Below are 26667 nucleotides of genomic sequence, written 5' to 3'. Positions count from 1 at the left end.
GTTCAGGCAGCAGGAACAGTCAGAAACTCAAAACAGGTTGGACTGCCAATCGGGGTAAAGTCCCATGTGAAACTGATTTTTCCTGTTGTTTTATCCACGCGGAAAGACGTGATAGAATCGCTCCTCTGGTTTGCAACATACAAATAGCTGCCAGACGGATCGAACATGAGAGCACGCCCATAATCTGCGTGGGTCCATATCTCATCTACCAAAGTCAGGCTGCCGTCCTGAGCAACCTGAAAAACAGCCAAAGAATCCCCCAGACGGTTTGATACGTACAGAAAATGCTCATCAGGAGAGAGAAGAATTCCCGCAGCAAGCGTACTACCGTGGAAATGCGCAGTCAGACTGCTGACACTTTGCTGGGGGGAAATTTTGCCTGTTTTGGGGTCAAAATCCGCCACCACTACTTTTGAGTCCTGCTCACACAACAGGTAGAGCTTTTTGCCGTCCGCACCGAACTCGAAATGACGGGGTGCCGAACCCGGAGTCATAGGCGTAAACGGCACGGCGGCTGGGGTCAGCTTCCCTGTATTGCTGTTGATGTTCCAGACATACACCCTGTCTAGCCCTGCATCCATCACCAGCACATATTTTCCACTCGGGTCGCTTTTGACCATATGAGGGTGCGCTGAGGAATGGTCACTGACTGCAAAATTTCCGGAAGGATTATCTGCCGCACGATCTGGCATTCTTGGGCCACTATTATGGACAAGCTCAGTCATGCGCCCCAGAGACCCGTCTGCCAAAACGTGGAGAACACCGACTGTCCCGCCGGTATAATTCGCCACAAACACGTAGCGTCCAGAAGGGTGCACGCTTAAATGCGCGGGATTAGCCCCACCTGACGCAACAGTATTGAGTTTTGTTAGAGCACCCGTTGAGTGATTAATTGAAAATGCCGTGACAGAGCCACTGTGTGTTGCATCAAAATCATCAATTTCACTTACCGCATATAAAAAACGGCGGTCTGGGGAAAGAACAATGTAAGAGGGGCTGGCAATATCGGTAAACGTCATCAGGCTGGTCAGACCGCCTGTTTTACGGTCCATCTCAAAAACCGTAATTCCATCTCCATTTCCGCCGGGCGGACCATGTTTTGTGTAGCCCCCCACATAACAGAACGTGCGCTCTTTAGGCTGTGCTTCACTTTGGGTGGGAGCTTTGGCTGTGTCATCGGCGGCACTGGCAGCACTAGCTGTCACAACAAATGCACCAGCCATGCCCCCCAACCCAAACAGGCGGCGGGAAAGAGAATGCGTCATACAGGAAACTGCCTTATTCTTCTTGGTTCCACGCGTGCCTAATGCGGCATTTTGCATACAGGCCCCAGCCTTCCGTTATACCGTGTCCATGTCTGGGTTTCCCCAAATAACGGCAGGCCGATATACCCACGCAGCTTCAGCACATCCTGCCGCGGGGACCAGATCTGCGCCTGATAAATATGGCCCGTATCCGGATCGAGGATTTTCCCATTCCATCGGCCAGTATCGTCAGACGAGGCTTTGAAATCCGTCAACATTAGCAGGTTGCACATTGTGTCCCCCGCTTTGTCATGCGGTACGTTTGTTCCATCGTACTGCAAGCCGACCAAGTGGCCACAGACCGTGTCGCCACACCGATCAATTTTGAACACACCATCATGGCCCTGGCTCAGCCAGTATCCCATAAACGCAGCTTCGGGGTGTGTTTCTGCATGAGCTACACCGGGAAGCAGAACCGTGTACCCCCCCAGAAACAGGCACAGAAATGCTGCAAGACGCTGTATGTTTCTGCTCACTCTGGCCTTCTCCATTGTCTATTTCTGCCGAAGGAGCCTCTCCGCCAAGCAGATCCTCTAATCGTCAGCTGTCTGCACGCCTTACCCACGGCAGGGCAAGAACATTCACTCCCTCTTCGCGCAGCATATCCTTCTCATGCTCTGTAGCACTGCCATAAATACCACGCTCAGGCGCTTCCCCATGATGGATACGTAGAGCTTCCCGCGCAAACTGGTCTTTCATATTTTCGCAGTTTTGCTCTACCGCCTGCCGCACCTTTTGCAATGCAACCATGGCTTGATCAGAAAGGCCGCTACCCAGATCAGGCATCTCACTACCTTGCTCCACCTGAGGGGCTGATCGCTCAGCCTGTGGTGCCAAGACCCCGCTTTTGGCGATAGCCGGAGCCATAAGCGCCTGTTGTACCTCTGCATCCCCACACTCGGGGCAAGTCAGCAGGCCTTTCTGCTGCAACATGGCAAATGTTGCGCTGTCCTTATACCAGCCTTCAAACTGATGGTCATGCCGACACCGCAAACGGTAGCAGATCATGGCACTTTATTTCCCTGCGTTTAACCTAAGCGAGCCCTAACGCAGCGTCCAGCTTGCCCTGCCGCTCAAGCGCCATCAGGTTATCGCATCCACCAAGACACGTCCCATCTACAAAAGTCTGCGGCACAGTGGTCCCACCGCCTGAACGCTCGTAAGCCTGCTGACGCTCAGGGGTACCACGGGGCGCATTGATTTCCTTGAAATCAACATTCTTGCTCCGCAAAAGCTGCACAGCACGCACACAAAAAGGGCAACCGGGCTGGGTATAAATCTCGATGGACGGCATGGCATTTCCCCTCTTTCCTGAATGAACTGGCACCAACAGAGTAGTCCGTGATGCGTCACATAGATGTCAGGCGGTTTCCGCTATTGGAGAATCAAGGTCAATCTCTTTTTGCATGGGCACTAAGGCCGCCACAAGCAGACAAACCGAGGCTGCTCCGCTCTCAAGCAATGCCTGGGCACTCACGGATGCCGTGGCACCCGTCGTCAAGAGATCATCCACCAACACGATGTGCCGCCCCGCCACTGAGTATCGCAAGTGAGGCCTAACTCTTATAGCCTGCTTCATTTCCTCATACCTCTCCCGGCGGGAAAATCCGGAAAGACGCGTGGTAGCCCGTGTACGCTCCAGCATATCCGGCACATAGCGTGCCGCGGTTTTACGTGCAGTAACCTGCGCCAAGAGAGCTGCCTGATTGTATCTACGCTGCCGCAACCTACGTCTGTGTGCGGGCACCGGAATGATGATACTCTCTGGCTGGATGAAACCCTGCCCAATGCGGGCCATATGCTCACCCAGAAAAGAGGCGTTCTCCTGTCGGTCTGCATATTTTAACTGAAGTATCAGGTCTCTGATTGCTTTATCGTAAACAAAAGCCGCACGTGCCTGAGACCACAACGGTGGATGCCGCTCACAAACCGCACATGCTCCCTGGTTATTCAGATAAGCCGCAGAAGGTTGTGGCGTGCCGCATTTTTTACAAAATGGTGCACTGACAGGCGTCACACGCACAAAACAGTCTGAGCAGATAAGACCTGCCTTGTGAGTCTCTGCACCACATAGCAGGCAGAACGGAGGGTATAATGCGTTAAGAACTACGCCGCATCCCTGTTTGAACAACCGCCCTAAAGGCCTACTCTGCCCGACCCGGCCGACCATTACATCATAGCCCCTTGGCAAACAGGCGAGAGAAGCGCACGTTTAACTGCATGGACGCTCCCATTATCTTTGACCGTGCAGCGGTCCGACAGCATCGTAATCGCGCAGCATACACGCAACACAAGGCTGCTCCTATCTTTGAGGCTGCGGCAGACATTCTGATGGAGCGTCTGGCGGATGTTACCCGCACATTTGAAACGGCTTTGGATATTGGCGGCAGAGGCTTCATGGCCCCTCGCCTGTTCGACCGTGGCATTGACGTTGTGCAATGTGAAAGCGCCTTCAGCCTTGCGCGCAAAACGCATTTTTTCAACATAGAAACCGTTTGCGCAGATGAAGAGTTTCTACCCTTTGCACCCCATAGCTTTGATCTGGTTATAGCAAACCTCTCCCTGCACTGGGTGAATGATCTTCCGGGCACGTTTGCGCAGATACGCCAAATTCTACGGCCAGATGGTCTCTTCCTAGCCGCACTGCCTATTCTTCCAACGCTCAGAACCCTCAAGCAGGCGCTGGAGATGGCTGAACTGGCGTTATCAGATGGGATCTCTCCCCGGGTCTCACCCCTTCCCACGCTACCGAGCTGTGCAGGCCTGCTTCAACGCGCAGGGTTTGCTCTGCCTGTCGTTGATGCTGAGGTCTTACCTCTCCATTACAACTCTCTGGCCGGGCTGTTACAGGACCTACGCGCAGCGGGTGAAACCAATGCCTTGGCCCTGCGCAGCCATACACCGCCCCCACGTATGTTGTTCCCTGCTGCTGGGGCGGAAATACGCACTGCACCAGATGGATCTTTCACTATGCCATTGCAAATGGCGATACTGACCGCATGGGCACCTGATCAAACTCAGCCTCAGCCACTCCAACCCGGTGCCTTTACGCAGTCTTTAGCATCTACTCTTACAAACTTGCCGGATCCAGAATGAGGGAGCGCACTAACCGCCCGTAACACTCATATGCCGTGCTGGCCCTTCAACACGCCCAGAAACATCCCCCAGCAAGAACGAGTGGCCTGTGGGCTTGCGCGCAATAGCATCCTGTATTCCAGCCAGTATTGCCTGATCGTTTCCACCTCCACGCATAATTTCGCGCAGGTCAATTCCGTCTTCCTGCCCAAGGCACGTGTATAAACGGCCCGTACACGACAGTCTGACCCTGTTACAGCTATCACAGAAATTATGGCTCATAGGCGTAATAAAACCTATTCTCTGCCCTGTTTCTTCCACCCGCATATACCGTGCTGGACCACCCGTGCGATCTGGTAAAGGGGTTAATGTCCAACGCTGCATCAGGTCTTTTTTGACCTGAGACAAAGGGAGATAGGTTGCAGTCCGGTCTTCCCCGGTATCGCCCATAGGCATGGTTTCAATCAGACAGAGGTCAACGCCCGCCTCTCCGCACCATGCCAGCATGGAATCGAATTCGTCTTCATTTACCCCCGCCATGGCAACGGCGTTCACGCGAACCGCCATTCCAGCCGCACGTGCTGCGTAAATACCGTCCAACGTGGCAGCCAACTTCCCCCGCCGCGTAATCTGAGTGAACAGCTCCGGATTTAACGTATCAAGGCTCACATTTACCCTGCGAACCCCTGCGTTAAACAGAGTTTCTGCATAGTGTGATAGGCGGCTACCATTTGTGGTCAGAGTCAACTCATCCAGAGTGCCCATCTGCTCGGGACGATGAAGCCACGAGCCCAGTGCTTCAAAAAATGGCCCTATATCCCGCCGCACCAGAGGCTCACCGCCCGTAATGCGCAGGCGACGAACGCCTTGTTTTACAAACACCTGACAAAGGCGCAGCAGTTCCTCGAACGAAAGCACGTCCTCACGCGGCAGAAACTGCATGCTTTCCGCCATGCAGTAAACGCAGCGCATATCGCACCGGTCCGTGACAGAAACACGCAAATAGGAAATGTGCCGACCCGTGGGGTCAATTAAAGAGGACAACATAGGTCCACTATATAGCAAAACGTTAGCATCGTGTCGAAATTCTACCACACAGATTAAAGAGGCCTGCCAAACAAAAACAGCCAATGGGAAGAACCACTGGCTGTTTTGATAAGCATTACGAGCATACGGGATCAGACCATAACCCCAATGCTTTCAGGCAAACTTAAAGCTTTGCGGCGTACTCTTTCAGGAAGCTTTTGACGTCATCAGCCAGATCCGGGCGTTCAAGAGAGAATGCAACCTGCGCTTCAAGGAAGCCGATCTTATTCCCGCAGTCAAACCGACGGCCGTCATAACGCAGCCCATGGAAAGGCACATGTCCTATGGTTTTAGCCATGGCATCCGTCAACTGAACTTCCCCACCAGCGCCTTTTTCAAGCTTAGCAAGGTGCGGCATAACGTCGGGTGTCAGGATATAACGACCGATGATGGACAGGTTGGATGGAGCCTCTTCTGGTTTCGGCTTTTCAACAAGCCCCTTGACCTCAACCAATTTACCGTCATCTGCACCCATTTTCAGAATGCCGTAGCGGTTCGTATGCTCACGCGGCACTTCCGTAACAGCAACAACGCTCCCGCCGGTCTGATAATAGGCATCAGCCAACTGTTTCAGGCAGCCCGTTTTTGCTTGCACAATGTCATCTGGCAGCAGGATGGCAAACGGATCATCACCAATAAAGCTGCGAGCACACCAGATAGCATGACCCAGACCCAGCGGCTCCTGCTGGCGCACGGCAACCAGAGACCCGGCTTCAATAGAGCTTGGTTCCAGCGCGGCAAGGGCATCCAGCTTATTCCGCTCACGCAGGGTTGCTTCTAGTTCATAAGCAATATCGAAATAGTCAATGAGGGAGTCTTTGCCGCGACCTGTAATAAGGCAGAACTCTTCAATACCCGCTTCCCGTGCTTCATCAATCGCGTACTGGATAAGCGGACGGTCAACAACCGTCAGCATTTCCTTAGGCATGGCTTTTGTTGCAGGCAGAAAGCGCGTACCCAGCCCCGCTACAGGCAGGACCGCTTTACGTAAAGGCTTGGGCTTGGACACGAATACAACACCTTTAATAAAAAGTTCAGTTTCAACACATTGCGCAGTAGGCAGCTAATATCAGCCGGCCTGTTTCGTCAAATCAAGAGCATCTACTGCGCGCCTTTGCCTTTAAAATAGCAAGAGAAAGGGCCACAGCGAAGCCGTCGAGAAAGCTAGCGCATATCACGAAGATTTTAAACAGCAGAACAACGGCCTGAATATGGCAGTCATATTATTTTCAAATTGTGTGATTTAGTAAAAATTTAGCTCCAAGAAAAACTCATACACTAACAAATTTTTCTTGGAGCTAAATATGGTGCGGCCGAGAAGACTCGAACTTCCACGGGGTATTCCCCCACAAGCACCTCAAGCTTGCGCGTCTACCATTCCGCCACGGCCGCCCGTGACAACCAGTATCAAAAAGTGCGATACCGTTTGGTGAGAAGCCCTATAACCGAACCATCATCAGGCGGCAATGACCAACGAGCATTTTTTATGGGAAATCAGTAAAAAACCTGTTCCCTACCCCTTTGCCTTCGCCAGAATGCAGGAAATTTCCCAAAAAATTCGTCAGACTGAGGCCGTGGAACGTGTTTGGTTGCTGGAGCACCCACCCCTTTTTACAGCAGGCACCTCCGCCAAAGCCGAGGACTTATTTAATCCGCACCACTACCCTACCTACGATGCCGGGCGCGGCGGGCAATGGACGTATCACGGTCCCGGCCAGAGAATCGCTTATGTCATGCTGGACCTGCATAAGTCACACGGACTAATCCCCGCGCGAGACTTACGAGCTTACGTACACGGCTTGGAAAGCTGGGTTATCAGCACCCTAGCCACCTTTGGGTTAAAAGGAGAATGCCGTGAAGGGCGTGTGGGGGTGTGGGTTATCGACCCCAAAACAGGTCAGGAAGAAAAAATTGCAGCTATCGGGGTCCGTGTCTCACGGTGGGTGAGTTGGCACGGTATTTCCATCAACCTTCGCCCCAACATGGCTGACTTTGAAGGCATCGTGCCCTGCGGTATTCGGGAATATGGCGTAACCAGCTTTGAAAAGCTGGGATTCACTGTGTCTCAGGACCAACTAGACGCAGCCTTAGCAGAAAACTGGCAGACTGTATTTGGCAGCCTGCCGTCAGGGTTTACTGAGGTGGAAGCCGAATAAACAGCGTCTGCCGCCGCTCATCGACCAGACGCATTTCGAACAGTCGAAGCGTACGCCCTGTGTCCTTAAAAACAAGCGTGACCAGCCCTTGGGACGGGTTGTTTGTTTTTGCCAGAGAAATTTGCAGGATACCGGGCGGCTTCTGAATATTTGTGACCGTAACATCCCCTGACAGATGCACCGGATTACCCATCAGCACCCCTAGTGGATTATGAGCCAGACCCATGCGGGTTTCTGACCCCGCACGAGAATCCTTGAACACTGCATGTGTGCCGGATGCTTCCAGATCCATACTATGGGGCATGGTATACACCAGATGTAGATAACCGGCATGATAGGTCAGCAAACCACCGCCAGTTGCTCCATTGGGCCATGTTTGCTGGAAGGGTACTGCATTTAACTGCACATCCCGCATATAGGCCTCAACCCGCGCCACATCACTCTGCCCGGCACTGGTCAGACCTTTCCCACCTCCGGCGCAGGATGCCAGCAAAAGAGGACCTAGTATAAACAGGCTTCGCCGTTGCATGGTAGCTACACCGCTTTTGCACTCTGTCCATTTTTTCATGAAATTTTTGCGTCCTCTTCCGGCGTCCGCAAGGTGAGCGCCAAGGCGTGCAGTCCGGTATCGAACTCAGCTTTCAGAGCGTCATTCACCATGCGGTGCCGGGCAACCCGACCCACTCCGTCAAAAGCGGCGCTTACCAGCAGAATCCGAAAATGTGTTTCAGAGGCACCAGCTTCCGGCCCACGCACCATGGCAACATGGTGTGCATGACGGTGGCTTTCATCCTGAATATCCATTTTCAATGGTGCAAATGTCTGCGTCAGTACGTCCCTTACCCGTATGGCACGAGGCCCCTGAGGTGCGTGTGTTGATGCTGAATTACGAACCGTTGCCATATCTTCCCCCTTGCACAGAAGCGCTCAGGGCGCACATAACCCTGATGATGAAGCGAAGGAATACCCGTCACAGGGCGTTCGACCCAGATCCGGACGCCCCGCAGCGCTGCTGTGACATGCCTGAATGTACAAAGTCTGCTGGCTATCGCGCCCCCCGCTCCCGCGAGACGCTGAACCAGTATTACTGGTTCTGTCTAGAGCATGTGCGGGAGTATAATGCACGCTGGGACTATTACAAAGGCATGTCACCCGGCCAGATTGAAGCCCATCTGCGGGCTGATATTGCGTGGGACCGCCCGTCCTGGGCTTTTGGCCAAAGTGCAGCCCAAACAAAACGTAAGACATTTAATGAAGAAGAAATTCTAGACCCGCTGGACATTCTGGGCCGCAGCCGGGAAGCAAGAGCCGAGCGCAAACGTCAGGCCGCAGCCCCTCGTGCGCCTGAAGGGTTACGAGATTCTCTGGCCACACTTGGTCTGGACTGGCCTGTAACGCTGGACGTTGCCAAGGCGCGCTACCGCGAATTGGCGCGCAAACACCACCCGGATACAAATAATGGGGACCGTAAAGCCGAGGAACGGCTGAAAGTCATTAATGTTGCCTTCACAATTGTGAGGACACACCTTACCTCTGAGGGGCTCGAAAAAGCGGGGTGATCGTGCCATCCTGCTCCACGCTTCTCTCTGGCAGCCTGTACCATGGCTGCTTTTATTTTTCCTCTCTGCACGCACAAACCAGACAAAGACGGATAAAGAATGACTGATTCTTCAAACCCGGTCTCCACCGGTGACCTCCCACCGATCTCTGCTCTTTCAGCACCGGACCTTGAAGTTTCAGTGCGAGATGTTTTTGGCATTGATTCGGACCTGACCGTACCGGCCTTTTCTGTCAGAACGGAACATGTGCCTGCACAGGACCCGGCTTACCTGTTTGATCATGACACCACCCTGTCCATTCTGGCAGGCTTTGCGTTCAATCGTCGCGTTATGGTTCAGGGCTTTCACGGCACAGGCAAATCGTCCCATATTGAGCAGATAGCCTCCCGCCTCAACTGGCCGTGTATCCGTATCAACCTTGATAGCCACGTCTCCCGTATTGATCTGGTGGGAAAAGACGCCATTGTCGTGCGGGATGGCCAGCAGGTTACGGAATTTCAGGAAGGCCTGTTGCCCTGGTGCCTGCAACATCCCTGCGCTCTGGTATTTGACGAATATGACGCAGGCCGCCCGGATGTAATGTTTGTCATCCAGCGTGTGCTGGAAGTAGAAGGGCAACTTACTCTGCTGGACCAGAACCGCGTTATCAAACCGCACCCGTGGTTCCGACTGTTTGCAACCGCCAACACCATTGGGTTGGGAGACACCACTGGCCTGTATCATGGCACGCAGCAGATTAACCAAGGCCAGATGGACCGCTGGAACATCGTGACCTCTCTTAACTACCTGCCTCATGCACAGGAAGTTGGCATTGTACTGTCCCGTCTTGGCATTAACCCGGATGACAAAGCCAAACGCGGCATGATTGAAAACATGGTGGCGCTGGCCAATCTGACACGTGCGGGCTTCATGGCGGGTGATCTGTCCACTGTCATGTCTCCGCGTTCGGTCATTGCATGGGCTGAAAACGAAATTATTTTCAAAGACACCGCCTTTGCCTTCCGCGTGACGTTCCTGAACAAATGTGACGAGGCTGAACGCACCATGGTGGCTGAGTATTACCAGCGCTGCTTCAACTCCAGCCCGTACGCCAAACAGGGCGCGTAAGGTTTAAAAGGGAAGGCGCTTCACTTATGGCAGACAGCAGGACAGGTTCGCAGGCACCCCCGGTCGGGCATAACCAGCCAACGGCTGCCGAGCAAGAAAACCGCGTTGACGTCTTTAAGCAGGCCACGGCTGCAACGCTGCGTGCCATGGGTGGCCAACGCGATGCTGATGTGTCGTTCCATACCGGCAATATGCCGGTTGCTCCGCTCAGCCTTGGTGGCAAAGCGCGCCTTCCCGCCCCTTCCCGCCGGCTAAAAGACGAGGAAGTTTTACGTATCCGTGGCGCTGCCGATGCACAGGCGCTCCGCCTCAAACATCATGATAGTAGCCTGCACCAGAATAACTTGCCTGCCGAACCTATGGCGCGGGAGGTTTACGATGCGCTGGAGCAGGCCCGCATTGAATCCCTAGGCGCCCGCCACATGCAGGGGGTAGCGGCCAACCTGCGTTACAGGCTGGAAACCGAATGTCGGGAAGCTGGCTTGGCACAGATGACAACGCCAGATCAGCTTTCCCCCGCAGTAGCATTGGAATTGCTGGCACGTGAGGCCTTGACCGGTGAAGCTGTGCCTGTTTCTGCCCAAGCTATTCTGGAAAAATGGCGGCAGACATTGCCAGCCAAGGCACAACAGGCGCTTGCTCACCTGAAGGCGCATGAGGACAGTCAAGCAGACTATGCCCGTGCCACGCGTAAAATTTTGGCAGCCTGCGCTCTGACTGAAGACGACGCAGCTTCTGACGACACAGAAGAAGACGAAAACGGGTCTGACACATCCGATACTGAAGATCAGAACTCCGCCTCTCCGCCCGAGCAGCAGGATGAGGCCAGTCCACCGGAACCAGAACCTACTCCCTCCGCCCCTGAACCGCAAATGATGGCCGGATCAGGTGATTTTTCACCAGATATGCAGGAAAAAGAAGGAGAAGGCAGCGGCTCAGAAGGAACTGGTGAAGCCGCAGGGCCGGGAAAACGCTCAGACATCCCTCCGGGTGAAACAGCCAAAACCTACCACGCCTACACCACCCAGTTTGATGAAGAAGTTCGCGCTGAAGAGTTGTGTGACCCGGAAGAACTTAACCGTTTGCGCCACCAACTAGACCTTCAGCTCGCCACCCTACACGGAGTTGTTTCGCGTCTGGCGAACAAGCTGCAACGTAAACTGATGGCGCAACAAACCCGGTCGTGGGATTTTGACATGGAAGAAGGCCTGCTGGATGCAGGGCGCCTCTCCCGTATTGTGGTGAATCCCACACTTTCTCTGTCCTACAAACAGGAACGGGATACGGAGTTCCGGGACACGGTTGTCACCCTCTTGGTAGATAACTCCGGTTCCATGCGTGGGCGGCCCATATCTGTGGCGGCGTCCTGCGGCGATATTCTGGCCCGCACCCTTGAGCGGTGTGGTGTGAAAGTGGAAATTCTGGGCTTCACGACACGCGCTTGGAAAGGCGGTCAGAGCCGTGAAAAATGGTTGAAAGAGGGTAAGCCCGCTAACCCTGGGCGTTTGAATGACCTGCGCCATATTGTGTACAAAGCGGCAGACATGCCTTGGCGTCGTGCTAAAACCAATTTGGGCCTCATGCTACGCGAAGGTCTACTTAAAGAAAATATTGATGGTGAAGCCCTACTCTGGGCCTACAAACGGCTGAAAAGTCGCCCGGAATCCCGCAAGATTCTGATGGTCATTTCTGATGGTGCGCCGGTGGATGACAGCACACTTTCCGTCAATCCCCCCTCCTATCTGGAAGATCACCTGCGCGAGACCATCCATATGATCGAAGACCGCAGCCCTGTAGAACTTTCCGCCATTGGTATCGGCCATGACGTAGGGCGTTACTATCAGCGCGCTGTGACTATTACCGATGCAGAAGAACTGGGAGGCACCATGCTGCAATCCCTCTCTGCGCTGTTTGATGACAAACGCGCAAAAGGGGGACGCCGCCGGACCATGTCACACTGGTAACGGGTCAGCCGGGGCGCTTACGTCAAGCTTTGAGCGCTTGGCCGCAAGAGCTAGCAATGTTTCGAGCATGATGTCCATATCCTGCTCGGCTGTGCGGTGATTCACAACAGCAACCCGAATGGCGCGTTTGCTCTGCACCACAGTGGCGGAGGGGACGGCCACCCCGCTTTCCTGCATATCTTTGACAAGCTCACCATTGAGAGCATCAAGATTGTCAGCCCCCACACTCACCCTGAAACACACAATATTCAGGGTAACGGGAGCCAGCATTTCCAAATCAGGATGCGCCTCAACCCGCGCAGCCAGATAACGGGCAACACGACAGCACCCGTCAACAACGCTCCCCAGCCCTTCAACGCCAAACCCGGCAAGTGTGAACCAGACTTTAAGCGCCCTGAACCCGCGCGAGAGATCAGGCCCAAGGTCACAGAACCACGGTGCGCCGGCAGCAGTTCCTCTGTCTTCTCTGGACAGGTAAGCAAGTGACTGTGCAAACGTTGCCGCCTGCCTGCCCTCCTCCCGCACCAACACGCACCCAGCGTCATACGGGGTTTGCGCCCATTTATGAAAATCTAGCGCTATACTGTCTGCCTGTTCCATGCCCGCCACTAACGGCGCGTAGGTTGAGGAGAGACGTGCCAATGCTCCAAAAGCTCCATCCACATGGAACCAGAGGCCATAGGCCTGCGCAAAAGCGGCAAGCTCGGGCAACGGATCAATAGAGCCCGTGTCTACAGTCCCCGCAGTCCCCACAACCATAAACGGCTCCAGCCCAGCGGCAAGGTCAGCCTTTAGCTGAGCATCAAGGGCTGCCATATCCATCTTAAATGCGGCATCAACGGGCATACGGCGTAATGCCTCCGTGCCAAGGCCTGCCATATCGAATGCACGCGCAATACATCCATGGGCAGTCTGGGCGGCATAACCAACCAGTTTGCGCCCATTAAGACCCTCCGTACGGAGTGCACGACCTGCCTTGACCGCACGGCTTGCCGTTAAAACAGCAATGAAATTGGCAAGAGAAGACCCAGTTACCAGAACGCCTGTTGCCGTTTCCGGAAAACCCAGCATGGTTGCTGCCCAGCGAATAACCATGCGCTCTACTTCAACAGGCGCGTGGTCCCTGCCGCCAAGGTTTGCGTTCAGGCCTGCTGCCAGCATTTCAGCCAGCATACCCTGAACTGTCCCACCACCATGCACCCATCCCATAAAGCGCGGGTGCCGGTTACCCACCGCATAAGGTAGTACGCTCTGGGTAAACTGCCCATAAAGCTCTGGTAAATCTGTGCCTGTCTGTGGAAGCGGTTGTTCGGCAAAACCCTGCCTCACCCCATCCGGCATGGGCTGCCAGACCGGCCCCTCCGCCACATGTTGCAGGTTATCAAACATATCTTCCAGCATCTGGTGGCCGAGAGCCCGCATTTCGTCCCAGTTTTTAGGATCAAGGCCAGCCATATATCAGTCTCCTGCGTTCATGCTTTTGTCCTGCGCTGTGCGAGCAGCAAAACGCCGCGCCAACACTGCACAGATAAAAAGCTGGATTTGGTGATAAATCATTAACGGCAGGACAATAAGCCCCACGCTCGCCGGTGGAAACAGCACGTTGGCCATGGGCACGCCAGACGCCAGTGTTTTTTTAGACCCGCAAAAAACCACTGCAATTTCATCCCGCAGCGGCAAGCCAGCAGCGCGGCTTGTTACAGCGGTAAGAATAAGCACACAGGCTAGCAGCATAAAATCTACCAACGCTATCATGCCAAGCTGACTGGGAGGCAGTTTGTGCCACAAGCCCTGCATCACAGCATCGCTGAACGCCAGATAGACTACAATAAGGATGGAACCACGGTCCGTAAGTGACAGGATCTTCTTGTTTCGCACGGCCCATGCACCAATCCAGGGCTGTAAGATCTGCCCGAGCACAAAAGGCAGCAGCAGTTGCAGCACAATAGCCATCACACCACCGCCCTGTGCTCCATGCCGCGCCAGAACCAACCCGACAAGAAACGGTGTGATGAAAATACCAAAAATATTGGATGCGGTGGCAGCACAAACAGCCGCAGGGACATTCCCTCCGCCAATAGAGGTAAACGCAATGGATGACTGCACCGTGGAAGGCAGGCAGCACAGGAACAATATTCCTAGCCAGACCTCATCCTGTAGCAATGCGGGAAAGACTAGATGCAGCGCCAGCCCCAAAAGGGGGAACAGCACAAACGTGCAGCAAAGAATAAGCAGATGCAGCCGCCAAGCCGTAAGACCATCCACAACAGCTTTGCGTGACAATCTGGCACCCTGCAGGAAAAACATGATGCCAATGACAACAATAGCCAGCCATTGAAACACGGGAACTGCCGCACCTTGGCACGGCAAAAATGTGGCCAGCACCACAGTCCCGATCAGGCTTAAAAGGAATGGGTCCAGACCAAACATCGTGCTCAGTTCTTTCCTGTTTCATGTGCCGACGCACAGACTTTACAAGCCCTTACAGCTTTCTGCGTTAAGGGCATAAAAATCTTCGTTGCGCAGGGCCTCTGCTTACGCCACCTTTATGCGCAAATGAAAGCACACACCATTCTCCCTCTCGCATCTCTCATGCTCGTGAGCGCTGCATTCGCCCGGCCTGCACTAGCTGCTCCGCCAGCCAGTTGTGCCGTTATCTCCCACGGTGGTACGCATGCAACGGACCAGAACGTCAGTTTTGATACCACAAGTATCCACACGCCGGATGGCAGTACCTCCCTCACCATCAAGCAAATGACCTACACGACCACAGCGTCCGGCAGTACGGCAGAGTCCGTGCAAGATCAGGCTGACGCCGCATCTTTGCTGCTGGTTTCTGCACTGACAGGGCGCCATAACGCCGCCTGCTCCGCGTGGTTGAACAAACAGGGCCAAAGCATTGCCAATGGTCTGAAAGCTGGCAATACCTATTCTGTCGTCTGGAACACGGCTGCTGTTACTCACGCCTCTGCTCATGTGGGCATAGGGAGTGCCAGCCTGAAACTGGCGGGAAATACGTCCGAGCATAATGCTGCTGCAACGCTGGGGATGACTGGCCTTACTTTTAAGAACATTCCCAATCAGGACCTGTTGCCAACGGCTGCGCACGCCGCATTTTCTCTGCCAGCTTCTGAAATCCCAGCGCTGATGGCTGCTGTGGGCGGCAAAGCAGAACAGGCACCGGCAGTGCACGTCACCATTTCCAACTTTGATGCTCTGCGCGACACGGTCCATTTGAAAGGCAATGGCACCGCCACTCTGACAGGCAATGTGAATGCCACGTCAGCCTCCGGCCATCTGGAAGTGGTGAACATTGAGACGTTGATTGAAAAAGTACGGGCTGCCAATCAAATGAAACTAGCCGCCGGTATGGTGCTGGCTCGCCTTGTCAGCCACGCACAGAATGGTGCAAGCGTGTGGGATGCCACGTGGTCCAGCGGCGTTCTGACCGTCAACGGTTTTCCTCTTCCCCTAAAATAACCCACCAACACTCCTGCTCTTAGCTGTGAGCCAAAATAGGTGACCTGTGGGTTAGGCGGTCAACCCGTTGCTAAGGTTCTAAAAACAAAAAGGCACGGAAAGCTTCATGCTCTCCGTGCCTTTTTCTGTTGCGGCATAAACTGTCTTAAACAGCTTCTGCTGGTATTTTCTGGGCTAGTTTGGAGAGGTCCCGCAAAACCCTACGCGCCAGATCTATACGCTGCACGTTGGTCAACTCCCGCACAACAGCCATTTTATGGTCCGTTCGCAGGCGGACTGTGCCGTCTTTCCAACGGGCCATCCACTGCACCAGCCCTTGCGGGTTCCGGAAGTGATTATGACGGAATTGCAGCACCATACCCTTTGGCCCGGCTTCAAGCCGCTCTACTCCGGCAGCGCGGCACAGGCGCTTCAGGTCCACAATATCCAGCAGGTTCTTGACCTCATCCGGCACAGGGCCAAAGCGGTCAACCAGTTCGGCTTCCATAGCTTCCAGCTCAGCGTCTGATGCTATGCCGCTAATGCGCCGGTACAGGCCCAACCGCACAGGCAGGTCTGGCACATACTCGACCGGGATAAGAACAGGCAGGCCAACAATAATGTTAGGCGTCCAGTCCCGATCTTCCGCACTCCGGCGGTTGGCGTCAGAGCGTAGATCTGCCACGGCGTCTTCCAGCATCTGCTGGTACAGCTCAATGCCTACCTCACGCACATGGCCCGACTGCTGGTCACCCAGCAGGTTACCCGCGCCACGCAGGTCAAGGTCATGAGAGGCAAGCGTAAAGCCTGCGCCCAATGTGTCCAGCGTCTGCATAATCTCAAGCCGCTTTTCTGCTGCGGCAGAGAGAACATGTGTTTGCGGCCATGTCAGATATGCGTAGCCACGCTGCTTCCCGCGCCCTACCCGCCCGCGCAACTGATAAAGCTGGCCTAGGCCAAACATATCTGCGCGGTGAATAATCAGCGTGTTCACGGCAGGCATATCCAGCCCGCTTTCCACAATGTTGGTGGAAAGCAGAATGTCATATTTCCCGTCCGAGAACTCGGTCATCACCCGTTCAAGCTCGGTAGGGCTCAGCCTACCATGCGCCTGCACCACCTTGGCATCCGGCACAATGGTGCTCAGGCGTTCTGCCAGACGGTCAAGGTCTTCAATACGTGGGGCAACACAGAAAATCTGACCACCACGGAAACGCTCACGCTGTATTGCCTCGCGAATAACCACACTATCAAACGGCATAATGAAGGTCCGCACCGCCAGACGATCCGTCGGCGGTGTGGCAATCAGGCTCATTTCTCGCACACCAGACAAAGAGAGCTGCAAGGTGCGTGGCAGCGGCGTTGCGGAAAGGGTCAGCACGTGCACATCGTCACGCAGGGCTTTCAGCTTTTCTTTATGCGCCACGCCAAAATGCTGCTCCTCGTCAATAATAAGCAGTTCAAGGGCCGCAAACTGCACTGTTTTGGCGAGCAATGCATGGGTGCCAATCACCACGTTTATGGAGCCATCCGTCAGACCTTTACGGACGGCCGTTGCCTCCTTGCCTGTGACCATGCGGGAGAGTTGCGCCACCTTGAGCGGAAATCCCTCAAATCGTGCGGCAAAGGTGCGGTAATGCTGGCGGGCCAACAAAGTGGTTGGCACCACAACAGCAACCTGCCCGCCCGACATTGCCGCCACAAACGCAGCACGCAAGGCGACCTCGGTTTTGCCAAACCCGACATCCCCACACACCAGACGATCCATAGGCCTGCCGGATGTCATGTCATCCAGCACATCGGCAATGGCGCGGGCCTGATCGTCCGTCTCTACAAACGGGAAGCGGGCACAGAATTCATCCCACAACCCTTCAGCGGGGGTGAGAACCGGGGCCTCTTTCATGGCGCGTGCTGCTGCTGTCCGGATAAGGTCAGACGCCATATCCCGGATGCGCTGCTTCATCCGCGCCTTACGGCCCTGCCAGGCAACACCGCCGAGTTTGTCTAATGGTACACCGGACTGGTCGGAACCAAAGCGGCTCAGAAGCTCTATGTTTTCAACGGGCAGATACAGCTTTTCATTGCCATCGTATAACAGGCGCAAACAGTCATGGGGCGCCACACCCACACTCACTGTCTCCAGCCCGTCATACCGCCCGATCCCGTAATCCTGATGCACGACCAGATCCCCGGCGGTAATTTCTCCCGCTTCGGCAATCAGTTCATCCGCTCTGCGGCGACGACGCGGTGGGCGGCCAATACGCTCGCCCAGCAGGTCCTGCTCGGACACAAAAGCAAGATTTTCCGCAACAAAGCCGCGCTCAAGTTCCAGCGTTAAAAGGGCAACAGTACCGGGCTTTGCTTTTTGCGCCTCTTTCCAGTTCTCATAGCTCTGGGTCGCAACACCGTGCTCACGCAGCAATGTACCAATACGCTCACGGGACCCGCGAGACCACGCGGCGATATAGGCCCTCCGGTTAACTTCACCCCATTCCCGCACTTGGTCTCCCAAAAGGCGGAAAACCTGTTCACGCTCCCCATTAGGCACAATTTTAGAGAACATTTTGCCGGGGCGGCCACCTACATCCATCCCCTGCGCCCCATCTGGCTTGGCGAAGGGGCTGAAGGCTACAACCGGTGCCCGCGCCAGAGCGGCATCCCAACCTTTCTGATCAAGATAAAGCAGGTGCGGCGGCAGGGCGCGATACGGTGTTTCCCCCTCCCTCACAGGCTGACGCCGGGCCTGATAGTGGTCCTCTATCATTTCCAGACGCCCTTTCAGGACGTCTTCTGCCTGATAATCCAACGAGAACGAAGCACCGGGCAAATAATCAAACAGCGTTTCAAGTTCAGTATGAAAAAGCGGCAACCAATGCTCCAGCCCCGGATAGCGCCGCCCGTCTGAAACATGCTCGTACAGCGGGTCACTCGCAGCACCCGGCCCGAATACATCGCGCCAGCCCGTACGAAACCGCGAGATACTTTCCGCATCCAGTGACAGTTCGGAAACAGGGCGGAGAGTAAGCTCTGTCTGTTTGCCGGTAGAGCGCTGCGTTCCGGGGTCAAAGGCGCGAATGTTCTCTACTTCATCGCCAAACAGATCAAGCCGCAGGGGTTCCGGCGCACCTGCCGGGTAGAGGTCAAAAATACCGCCACGGGTAGCGAATTCACCCGCCTCCATCACCGTATCCGTGCGCGTGTAGCCATTGGCTATCAGCAGTTCGATCAGGAATTCCTGATCAAGGCTTTCCCCTTGCCTGACGGTAAGGGACTGCCCTTTAAATGTGGCGCGGGGTGAAACACGCTGCACAATGGCACCAACGGTGGTCAAAACGAGCCTTGGCTTGCCATTGGCGGGTTCCAGCAACCGGGTGAGCGTTGCTACGCGCTCCGCAACCAGAGTAGGGTTGGGAGAAACCCGGTCGTAAGGCAGGCAGTCCCACGCGGGGAAGCGCAGTGTCTCCACATCCGGGGCCATATAGGCCAGCATTTCCGCCAGCCTTACGGTAGAGGCTTCATCCCGTGCAACATGCACAACGGGGCCGCTATGTTCGCGTGCTCTACGGGCCAGCAAAAAGGCATCATACCCTTCCGTTACGCCCCAAACTGGAACAACCCGCCCCTGTGCGCGACTGTCCACCCCTGTTTCTGCTGTCATACGGTCTTCCCGGCTCCTTTTGCACGGCTGGCGTCCACCATGCGCCGTAACATGGGTGTGGCTTTTTCTTCTGGCAATGGCAGGCGCCCAAATAGCCAGTCCGTCAGTTCCGGGTCCGGCATTTCCATAATGGCTTCCATGTCAGACAGTTCAGCATCCGTCATGGTTGCAACATTGGCTTCCACAAATCCGCCAATCAGAATATCGGTCTCGAATGTTCCGCGATGATTGGCACGGAAAATCAGCCTGCGGCGGCGTGCTGCAAACGGATCATTTTCTGATGGAGGCGTGCTAAAATTGTCTTGCATGGTCATGGTGTCTATAGCCTTCAGACGACTTTCTGTCAGCCGCAAACAAAGGCCTGAGTTTCTTTGGTGTCCAGTCCCTTTTCCATCACAACCGCTTCGGGTGCGGGTCAATTTGACCCAAGCCTGCTGGCCCCTGTTCTGGCACCTCTGGACAGTCTTCCCGGTGTCAGCACTGCACGGGCCAAGCTTTTCAGCCGTATTGCAGGTGGCAACCGCGTGCTGGACCTGCTGTTCTGCCTTCCTGAAAGTATTACAGACCGCCGCGCACGGCCCCTTATTGCTGACCTCAAACAGGACAGCATTGCAACTGTAACCGGCATTGTGCGCGGCATTCGTCCGCCCGCGCCACGTACACGGCAACCCTGGCGGGTCACACTGGAAGATACAACCGGCACACTAGAACTGGCCTTTTTTTCAAAATGGCAGGCTCAAAATGTTGTGGAAGGCGAATCTCTCATAGTTTCGGGCAAGGTTGAGCGCTTTCATGAGCGGCTTACCATGACCAGTCCGGATTACCTGCTGCCCGCACGCTCAGCAGACCGCATCCCTTTGCTAGACCCTGTCTGGCCGCTCACCGCTGGTCTGTTTACCGGGCAGGTCCGGCAGGCCATGACAGCAGCATTAGCGCGACTTCCCACAACACTACCAGAGTGGCACGCCCCCACCTTGCTGGAGCGCCGCCGCTGGCCTGACTTCACAACTGCTTTGCACTGGATGCATTTTCCGGCAACCATTCCCGACAGTGAACAGGGGGATGCCTGGCGCGGCGAACAAACCCGTGCCCATGCCCGATTGGCCTGCGATGAATTATTGGCAGACCAACTTGCCACCCGCATCGCCCAGCGCGCCGCCCGCAGCAGACCCGGGCGCTCCATTACCGGGGATGGGCATTTACAGCAGCAGGCCTTAACCGCTTTTGGGCACACCCCAACCCCGGGCCAGAAAAAGGCGCTACGGGACATAGAAGCCGATATGGCCGCCCCATACCGCATGAGCCGCCTGCTACAGGGGGATGTGGGCGCAGGTAAAACACTGGTTGCCTTACTGGCCATGCTGCGTGCAGCAGAAAATGGGGCACAAGCAGCACTCATGGCCCCCACTGAAATTCTGGCCCGACAACACGCCAAAACATTTGAGCGGCTTTCCCCCGTACCTGTTGCTTATTTGTCCAGCGCAGTCAAAGGCAAGGCACGGAAACAGACCCTGCAAGCCATTGCCGAGGGCACCACTCCGCTTGTAGTGGGCACGCATGCACTGGTGCAGGACGCCGTGCAATTTGCAGACCTCGCACTTGCCGTAATTGATGAGCAGCATCGCTTTGGTGTGGAGCAACGTTTGGCGTTGGTGGAAAAAGGGCGCGATGCTGACATGCTGGTCATGACAGCCACCCCCATCCCCCGCACCCTTCTGCTCACCCGGTTTGGGGACATGCAAACCAGCAGGCTGGAAGGCAAACCCGCTGGCCGTAAACCTGTCCGCACATCCCTGCACAGCATTGGTGCAATGGACGATGTACTGAGTGGCCTGCGCCGAGCCTTGGCAAAAGGCGCACAGATTTTCTGGGTGTGCCCTCTTGTATCGGAGAGTGAAGCGCTGGACGTTGCAGCCGCGGAGGCCCGCCACGCAGAACTGACAAGCTATTTTGGCCCCATTGCAGGCTTGGCCCACGGCCAGCAGGACTCTGCCGTGCGGGAAGAGGCGTTAGAGGCGTTTGCCCAAGGAGAGACACGCCTTCTGGTGGCCACAACAGTGATTGAGGTAGGGGTCGATATCCCCACAGCCACCATCATGGTGATAGAACATGCTGAGCGCTTTGGCCTTGCCCAGTTGCACCAACTCAGAGGGCGCGTTGGCCGTGGCGCTGAGGCCTCCTATTGCCTGATGCTGCATGATGACGGGTTAGGCCAGACCGCGCGCCGCCGCCTGACCTGCCTGAAAGAAACTGAAGACGGTTTTTTGATAGCCGATGAAGACTTTCGCCTTCGCGGCGGCGGGGATGTAACAGGCCGCAGGCAGTCTGGCCTGCCTGACTATCGTATGTCGTCTGAACTACTGGTGGATATGCTTCTGGACGCAGCGCACGAGGAAGCAAAACGCATTTTGCCCGACACCGCCCCCCTAGCCGACCCCGCGCTTCCCCAGTCAGCCGAAGTTTTGCTGAGCCTGTTCAACAAAACAGATGCGGCCCGTATTTTTACAGGAGGCTAGTTTTTACAAAAAAAACCGCCCCCAAAGGCGCGGCTTTCTTGTAGGGCGCATAGAAAACCCGAGGAAAATTAGGCGCGTTCGGCTTCAGCCAGCCAGCGTTGCACCTGCCCCTCCGGGTCTGCATTCAGCGTAAAATCTGACACTGCGGCAACACTATCGGCTCCGGCATCCAGACAGGCACGCAGACGCTCAAAGGTAATGCCGCCGATGGCTACTAACGGCAGATCGCCTATCAGTTTTTTCCATTCGGTCAGCTTTTCCACACCTTGCGGACTAAAAGCCATTTTCTTGAGCCGGGTCTCCCACACAGGGCCCAGCGCCACATAATCCGGTTTGAAGGATAGAGCGCGGTCCAGTTCCTCATGGCTATGGGTGCTCAGGCCAAACCGTATGCCAGCTTTCCGCACTGCATCAAGGTCTGCTGTATCAAGGTCTTCCTGACCAAGGTGGATATAGTCTATCCCCTCCTCAATCGCGATTTGCCAGTAGTCATTGAGCACAAGGCAGACGCCATGCTGCTTGGCAAAATCATGCGCCTTGCGGATTTCCGCCAGCAGAGCGTCCCCTTCCAGATTTTTGACACGAAGCTGAATGAAACGGGCGCCAGCGGCTCCCAGCCGGTCAACCCAGGCAGCCGTATCAACAACCGGATAAATTTTCTGAGGGAGTGCGCTCATGCCAGCATGGCCTTTCCTATAAGAGGGGTAGAGGGCACAGCCATATCGCGCTCCTCCATGGGGTCAGCCTTACAGGCAAGAGCCCCAGCCTGCACAGCCAGCCGGAAGGCCTCGGCCATGATTGCCGGGTCTCCTGCCTTGGCAACGGCAGTATTAATCAGCACAGCGTCATAACCCAGTTCCAGCGCCTGTGTGGCGTGGGATGGCACACCAATCCCGGCATCAACAACCAGAGGCACATCCGGAAAATGCGCCCGGAGCGCACGCAGGCCGAATATGTTGTTCAGCCCTTTACCAGAGCCAATTGGCGCGCCCCACGGCATGAGCACTTCGCAGCCCGCCGCCAGCAGTCGCTCGGCCACCACAAGGTCTTCCGTTGTGTAGGGAAACACCTTGAAGCCATCATCAGACAAAATGCGGGCGGCTTCCACCAGGCCAAATACGTCAGGTTGCAACGTATCCAGCTCACCAATCACTTCCAGCTTGACCCAGTCCGTACCGAACACTTCCCGCGCCATGTGGGCGGTAGTCACAGCTTCCTTCACGGTATGGCAGCCCGCAGTATTGGGAAGAACAGGAACGCCCAGATCTTTAATGAGCGACCAGAAGGCCTGCCCAGCTCTTTCCCCGGCTGATTCCCGGCGTAGAGAGACCGTAACCACACCCGGCTGAGCGGCCCGGACAGCATCACTTAAAATTTCGGGGGATGGATATTGGGCTGTTCCCAACATCAGCGGAGAAGTCAGTTCAGTGCCGTAAAAATGTCTGGTCATGGGTTAACCTCCCTGCATGGGTGCAACAATTTCAACCTTTACACCTTCATGCAGCGGGGCCTGAATGCGCTGCGCTACCGGCACAAAATCTCCATTAAGTGCTGTGGCAACGCGTGCGCCACCATAACCCAGTTCATCCAGCAATGTGGCCAGCGTGGTGGCTGAAACGTCCTGCACTTCATCATTAACCACGATTTTCATGGGCCGTTCTCCCTTGCTCATGCAGCGGCACCTAAGCACTCTATGCCGTCAACGCAAGCTTTTAGCCTGCCCTACCAAACACAATATCGGCAGCCTCCTGCGCACGCGTTGGTGACAGCAGAAAACCATGCCGGTACATGCCATTAACATACACTGTATGCCCGTCTTGAATCACGCGGGGCATGTTATCGGGGAAAGAGGGGCGCACACCGGTTCCCATTTCCAGTATTTCCGCTTCAGCAAACGCTGGGTGTAGAACCCATGCCGCATTCAATAGTTCGGTTATGGACCGTACCGTCATGCCACCCGCATTCTCGCTCTCAATCATGGTAGCGCCCACCATAAAGACATGATCCGCACGCGGGACAATGTAGATGGGAATACGCGGGTGCAGCATTCTGACCGGCCTGTGTAAAGCAACATCCGGGCATCGCAGCAGGAGCATTTCACCCCGCACACCACGCAGGGCTGGCAAAGCTTTGCGGACATTCAGGCCTGTACAGTCCACAACCCAGTCAAAACCCGCAGCGTCAGGCTCATCCGCTTCATTGAAGATGGCCTGACCGCCCATACTCTTGAGGCTGGCCAGCAACGCCACTAAGGCCTTGCGCGGGTCAACATGCCCTTCTTCTGCAAAGAACAGCCCCTTGTGAAAGCGCCCCGCCAGATCAGGCTCCAGCTCAGCAATCTGCTCCCCATCAACCGTCTGAAAATGAGACGTCCGGCGACCGAAACGGGCGACTTCCCCCACATCCCGTGGGGGAGCAAGAACCAGGCTCCCTGCCCGCACAACGTCAGGGACATGAGCAGCCCACCAGTCCACCGAAGCAACTGACTGTGCTGTGACCTCTTCCGGCGCTGACTCAGCCTCGCACCAAGGAGCCAGCATGCCGCCAGCCATCCATGATGCTCCGGCACCTACCCTGCCACCGGGATCATACAATGTTACGCGCCCACCGCGCTCAGCCAATGTTACGGCCGCGGTCATGCCCGCAACACCAGCCCCTTTTACCAGAATGCGCGGTGTGCCTTGCATCTCTCATATCCTCTCACGCCGGCTATGCCGTATGCTCAACCGGGTTTGTGTGACCCTTGAGGCGTTATAACACTCCCCAGACCAGCGTCATCCCGTACTGCCATGGTCTGATGTCACACCAGACGCAACAGCAGAACAATCACGACACAGCATTCCATAATGGCTGTCGCTATCCAGCGCAGGCCCATATACCCTGTGGGCAAGGCCCCACGCCGCCACCCTGCGCGTTCAACCAGCGCGATGCCGGGAATCGCAACGGCAAGAGTTGCCAGCCCTGCGATGGGCTGCCATGCAAAAGCAAGATAGGCTGCAAGCCAGCCCAATGCTGCTGGCACTACCCCAAGCAGCAGACGCGTTGTGTCCAACTGGCCTGTAGTCGCCGTTACAATGCTGGGCTCAGGCTCCAGTGCCAGCCCCCATTGCACCGCCCCCCAAAAGCTGAGGCACATGGCCCCATAGAAAATAAAAGCCATGAGCAAATTGGGCACAGGCACGCCGGAGTTGAAGAACACAATACAGCACGCGCCAAAAATAAAGGGCAGCAAGCCTGCCATGGTCAGCACAACGGCAAGGAAGGGAAGTTTTTTCATAAGCGGTAGAAGTGCCTCCTCAGCACGTTTTCCTGCATCTGATCGGTTGACAGAAAAGCCCAACACGATGCCACTAGGCAACAACATGGAAACGGCAGAGTCCATGTTTCGTGAAGCACGATAACAAAAAGCAAGACACCGCCGCCGGATGCACGCTTATCCGGCGCTATAAACGGGAATGAAAAAAGCATGAGTGCCATTGTAGATATCATTGCGCGTGAAATCCTCGACAGTCGCGGCAACCCTACGGTTGAGGTCGATGTAGAGCTGGCTTCCGGCGCAAAAGGCCGGGCTGCTGTTCCGTCCGGTGCATCCACTGGCGCACATGAAGCCGTTGAACTCCGTGACAACGACCCCAAGCGCTACGGCGGCAAAGGCGTGCTGAACGCCATTGAAAATATCGAGAACGAAATTCTCCCGACTCTTCAGGGTGCCGAATCCTCCGACCAGATCGACATCGACAATGCGATGATCGACCTTGACGGGACACCCAACAAAAGCCGCATGGGTGCCAACGCCATTCTGGGCGTGTCTCTCGCCGTTGCTAAAGCCACTGCCGCCGAACTTCAGGTGCCACTGTACCGCTATGTTGGTGGCGTATTTGCCCACACCCTGCCCGTCCCGATGATGAACATTGTCAACGGTGGGGAACACGCAGACAACCCGATTGATATTCAGGAATTCATGATCCAGCCTGTTGGTGCCCCAACAGTATCGGATGGCATTCGCTGGGGTGCTGAAATTTTTGCACACCTGAAAAAAGCCCTCAAAGACGCTGGTCACAACACCAACGTGGGGGATGAAGGCGGCTTCGCCCCTGCCCTTAAATCTGCAGATGACGCGCTGGGCTTTATTTCCCGCGCTGTAGAATCCGCAGGGTACCGTCTGGGTGAGGACGTGACCTTTGCCCTCGATTGCGCTTCCAGTGAATTCTACCGCGATGGCAAATACAACCTGAAAGGTGAAGGTAAGGTTTTTGATGCAGGCCAGATGGTGGCTTACCTTGAAGACCTGACCAAGCGTTACCCGATCGTTTCCATTGAAGATGGTCTGGCTGAAGATGACTGGGAAGGCTGGAGCCTGCTGACTCAGACTCTTGGCAAAACAGTTCAGCTTGTTGGGGATGATCTGTTCGTAACCAACCCTGAGCGCCTGCGCCGTGGCATTGAAGCTGGCGTTGGTAACTCCCTGCTGGTCAAGGTCAACCAGATTGGCACGTTGACCGAAACCCTTCAGGCAATCGAACTGGCCCACAAGGCTGGTTACACGGCCGTCATGAGCCACCGCTCAGGTGAGACAGAAGATTCCACCATTGCTGATCTCGCAGTTGCCACCAATTGCGGTCAGATCAAAACAGGGTCTCTCTCCCGCTCTGACCGTACAGCAAAGTATAACCAGCTTATCCGTATTGAGCAGGAACTTGCGACAGCAGCCCAATATGCAGGCCGTAGCATTCTGAAACGCTAAACCGCTCTTTCTCCGGAACACCGGACAGGAGCAAAGGGC

Annotated in this window: 26 protein-coding genes, 1 tRNA gene and 1 pseudogene; 8 read left to right on the top strand and 20 right to left on the bottom strand. The window is 55.4% G+C overall.

What is annotated here, in order from left to right; translation table 11 throughout:
- Positions 1-2 precede the first annotated feature (2 nt).
- The 6 genes and pseudogenes from ACTIDN_RS04895 to ACTIDN_RS04870 all read right to left on the bottom strand — a co-directional run.
- Positions 3-1265 carry a lactonase family protein gene (locus ACTIDN_RS04895; protein WP_415507444.1) on the bottom strand — a complete coding sequence of 421 codons (1263 nt, stop codon included), beginning with the start codon at positions 1263-1265 and terminating at the stop codon, positions 3-5.
- Positions 1266-1303: 38 nt separating this feature from the next.
- Positions 1304-1780, bottom strand: coding sequence for a DUF2147 domain-containing protein (locus ACTIDN_RS04890; RefSeq protein ID WP_441376182.1), 477 nt, complete (start codon positions 1778-1780; stop codon positions 1304-1306).
- Between the two features lie 64 nt (positions 1781-1844).
- Positions 1845-2312, bottom strand: coding sequence for a DUF1178 family protein (locus tag ACTIDN_RS04885; RefSeq protein WP_441376181.1), 468 nt, complete (start codon positions 2310-2312; stop codon positions 1845-1847).
- Positions 2313-2337: 25 nt separating this feature from the next.
- Positions 2338-2598 carry a glutaredoxin 3 gene (gene grxC, locus ACTIDN_RS04880; RefSeq protein WP_415507447.1) on the bottom strand — a complete coding sequence of 87 codons (261 nt, stop codon included), beginning with the start codon at positions 2596-2598 and terminating at the stop codon, positions 2338-2340.
- Positions 2599-2664: 66 nt separating this feature from the next.
- The gene (locus ACTIDN_RS04875) at positions 2665-3213 is read right to left on the bottom strand and encodes a ComF family protein (RefSeq protein WP_441376206.1); all 549 of its coding nucleotides are present in this window, start codon (positions 3211-3213) and stop codon (positions 2665-2667) included.
- Between the two features lie 27 nt (positions 3214-3240).
- Positions 3241-3474: pseudogene (locus ACTIDN_RS04870) on the bottom strand (double zinc ribbon domain-containing protein); the annotation flags it as partial.
- A 50-nt stretch (positions 3475-3524) separates the two neighbouring features.
- Here ACTIDN_RS04870 and ACTIDN_RS04865 point away from each other — a divergent pair.
- Positions 3525-4400 (top strand): methyltransferase domain-containing protein, encoded by an 876-nt coding sequence (locus ACTIDN_RS04865; protein ID WP_441376180.1) that lies wholly within the window; start codon positions 3525-3527, stop codon positions 4398-4400.
- 9 nt (positions 4401-4409) lie between these two features.
- Here ACTIDN_RS04865 and moaA read toward each other — a convergent pair whose 3' ends face one another.
- The 3 genes from moaA to ACTIDN_RS04850 form a co-directional block, all read right to left on the bottom strand.
- On the bottom strand, positions 4410-5426 hold the full coding sequence (moaA, locus tag ACTIDN_RS04860) for a GTP 3',8-cyclase MoaA (protein WP_441376179.1): 1017 nt from the start codon (positions 5424-5426) through the stop codon (positions 4410-4412).
- Positions 5427-5589: 163 nt separating this feature from the next.
- Positions 5590-6474, bottom strand: coding sequence for a UTP--glucose-1-phosphate uridylyltransferase GalU (galU, locus tag ACTIDN_RS04855; RefSeq protein ID WP_441376178.1), 885 nt, complete (start codon positions 6472-6474; stop codon positions 5590-5592).
- A 296-nt stretch (positions 6475-6770) separates the two neighbouring features.
- A tRNA-Leu gene (locus tag ACTIDN_RS04850) sits at positions 6771-6857 on the bottom strand.
- A 74-nt stretch (positions 6858-6931) separates the two neighbouring features.
- Here ACTIDN_RS04850 and lipB point away from each other — a divergent pair.
- Positions 6932-7621: a lipoyl(octanoyl) transferase LipB gene (lipB, locus tag ACTIDN_RS04845; protein WP_441376177.1), complete on the top strand. Its 690-nt coding sequence runs from the start codon at positions 6932-6934 to the stop codon at positions 7619-7621.
- On the opposite strand, the gene ACTIDN_RS04840 is transcribed toward lipB, so the two are convergent.
- Both ACTIDN_RS04840 and ACTIDN_RS04835 read right to left on the bottom strand, forming a co-directional pair.
- Positions 7599-8189 (bottom strand): LolA family protein, encoded by a 591-nt coding sequence (locus ACTIDN_RS04840; protein WP_441376176.1) that lies wholly within the window; start codon positions 8187-8189, stop codon positions 7599-7601. The genes lipB and ACTIDN_RS04840 overlap by 23 nt on opposite strands.
- Complete coding sequence (locus tag ACTIDN_RS04835) at positions 8186-8524, bottom strand: BolA family protein (protein WP_441376175.1); 339 nt, start codon at positions 8522-8524, stop codon at positions 8186-8188. Before ACTIDN_RS04835 ends, ACTIDN_RS04840 begins: the two co-directional genes overlap by 4 nt.
- Positions 8525-8568: 44 nt before the next feature.
- On the opposite strand from ACTIDN_RS04835, the gene ACTIDN_RS04830 reads away from it, so the two are divergent.
- From ACTIDN_RS04830 to cobT, 3 genes are all read left to right on the top strand, one after another.
- Complete coding sequence (locus ACTIDN_RS04830; protein ID WP_441376174.1) at positions 8569-9180, top strand: J domain-containing protein; 612 nt, start codon at positions 8569-8571, stop codon at positions 9178-9180.
- 99 nt (positions 9181-9279) lie between these two features.
- Positions 9280-10287 carry an AAA family ATPase gene (locus tag ACTIDN_RS04825; RefSeq protein WP_441376173.1) on the top strand — a complete coding sequence of 336 codons (1008 nt, stop codon included), beginning with the start codon at positions 9280-9282 and terminating at the stop codon, positions 10285-10287.
- 26 nt (positions 10288-10313) lie between these two features.
- Positions 10314-12251 carry a cobaltochelatase subunit CobT gene (gene cobT / locus ACTIDN_RS04820; protein WP_441376172.1) on the top strand — a complete coding sequence of 646 codons (1938 nt, stop codon included), beginning with the start codon at positions 10314-10316 and terminating at the stop codon, positions 12249-12251.
- On the opposite strand, the gene ACTIDN_RS04815 is transcribed toward cobT, so the two are convergent.
- Together ACTIDN_RS04815 and ACTIDN_RS04810 are read right to left on the bottom strand one after the other, a co-directional pair.
- On the bottom strand, positions 12240-13706 hold the full coding sequence (locus tag ACTIDN_RS04815; RefSeq protein WP_441376171.1) for a pyridoxal phosphate-dependent decarboxylase family protein: 1467 nt from the start codon (positions 13704-13706) through the stop codon (positions 12240-12242). The genes cobT and ACTIDN_RS04815 overlap by 12 nt on opposite strands.
- Positions 13707-13709: 3 nt before the next feature.
- Entirely contained in the window at positions 13710-14681 is a 972-nt protein-coding gene (locus ACTIDN_RS04810) for a bile acid:sodium symporter family protein (protein ID WP_441376170.1), read from the bottom strand.
- A 162-nt stretch (positions 14682-14843) separates the two neighbouring features.
- Here ACTIDN_RS04810 and ACTIDN_RS04805 point away from each other — a divergent pair, with 162 nt between their 5' ends.
- Positions 14844-15731 (top strand): hypothetical protein, encoded by an 888-nt coding sequence (locus ACTIDN_RS04805; RefSeq protein WP_441376205.1) that lies wholly within the window; start codon positions 14844-14846, stop codon positions 15729-15731.
- A gap of 145 nt (positions 15732-15876) precedes the next feature.
- On the opposite strand, the gene mfd is transcribed toward ACTIDN_RS04805, so the two are convergent.
- Together mfd and ACTIDN_RS04795 are read right to left on the bottom strand one after the other, a co-directional pair.
- Positions 15877-19368 (bottom strand): transcription-repair coupling factor, encoded by a 3492-nt coding sequence (mfd, locus tag ACTIDN_RS04800; RefSeq protein ID WP_441376169.1) that lies wholly within the window; start codon positions 19366-19368, stop codon positions 15877-15879.
- Complete coding sequence (locus tag ACTIDN_RS04795) at positions 19365-19676, bottom strand: FAD assembly factor SdhE (protein WP_415507496.1); 312 nt, start codon at positions 19674-19676, stop codon at positions 19365-19367. Before ACTIDN_RS04795 ends, mfd begins: the two co-directional genes overlap by 4 nt.
- A gap of 66 nt (positions 19677-19742) precedes the next feature.
- Here ACTIDN_RS04795 and recG point away from each other — a divergent pair, with 66 nt between their 5' ends.
- Positions 19743-21884, top strand: a complete 2142-nt coding sequence (gene recG, locus ACTIDN_RS04790) for an ATP-dependent DNA helicase RecG (RefSeq protein ID WP_441376168.1) — start codon at positions 19743-19745, stop codon at positions 21882-21884.
- A gap of 68 nt (positions 21885-21952) precedes the next feature.
- On the opposite strand, the gene ACTIDN_RS04785 is transcribed toward recG, so the two are convergent.
- The 5 genes from ACTIDN_RS04785 to ACTIDN_RS04765 all read right to left on the bottom strand — a co-directional run bounded on the left by ACTIDN_RS04785 (position 21953) and on the right by ACTIDN_RS04765 (position 25161).
- Positions 21953-22561 carry a thiamine phosphate synthase gene (locus tag ACTIDN_RS04785; RefSeq protein WP_441376167.1) on the bottom strand — a complete coding sequence of 203 codons (609 nt, stop codon included), beginning with the start codon at positions 22559-22561 and terminating at the stop codon, positions 21953-21955.
- On the bottom strand, positions 22558-23334 hold the full coding sequence (locus tag ACTIDN_RS04780) for a thiazole synthase (protein WP_441376166.1): 777 nt from the start codon (positions 23332-23334) through the stop codon (positions 22558-22560). The genes ACTIDN_RS04785 and ACTIDN_RS04780 overlap by 4 nt, the downstream gene beginning before the upstream one ends.
- A 3-nt stretch (positions 23335-23337) precedes the next feature.
- The gene (gene thiS / locus ACTIDN_RS04775) at positions 23338-23535 is read right to left on the bottom strand and encodes a sulfur carrier protein ThiS (protein ID WP_048839331.1); all 198 of its coding nucleotides are present in this window, start codon (positions 23533-23535) and stop codon (positions 23338-23340) included.
- A gap of 61 nt (positions 23536-23596) precedes the next feature.
- Positions 23597-24571, bottom strand: coding sequence for a glycine oxidase ThiO (gene thiO / locus ACTIDN_RS04770; RefSeq protein ID WP_441376165.1), 975 nt, complete (start codon positions 24569-24571; stop codon positions 23597-23599).
- Positions 24572-24684: 113 nt separating this feature from the next.
- Positions 24685-25161: a DUF3429 domain-containing protein gene (locus ACTIDN_RS04765; RefSeq protein WP_415507465.1), complete on the bottom strand. Its 477-nt coding sequence runs from the start codon at positions 25159-25161 to the stop codon at positions 24685-24687.
- Between the two features lie 189 nt (positions 25162-25350).
- Here ACTIDN_RS04765 and eno point away from each other — a divergent pair, with 189 nt between their 5' ends.
- Complete coding sequence (eno, locus tag ACTIDN_RS04760; protein ID WP_086651922.1) at positions 25351-26628, top strand: phosphopyruvate hydratase; 1278 nt, start codon at positions 25351-25353, stop codon at positions 26626-26628.
- Positions 26629-26667 lie beyond the last annotated feature (39 nt).

The sequence above is a fragment of the Acetobacter sp. genome, assembly GCF_052102375.1.
In the GTDB taxonomy this organism is placed as follows: Bacteria; Pseudomonadota; Alphaproteobacteria; order Acetobacterales; family Acetobacteraceae; genus Acetobacter.
The sequence above is the reverse complement of the archived record's forward strand: the minus strand, read 5'-3'. Positions and strand labels throughout refer to the sequence as shown.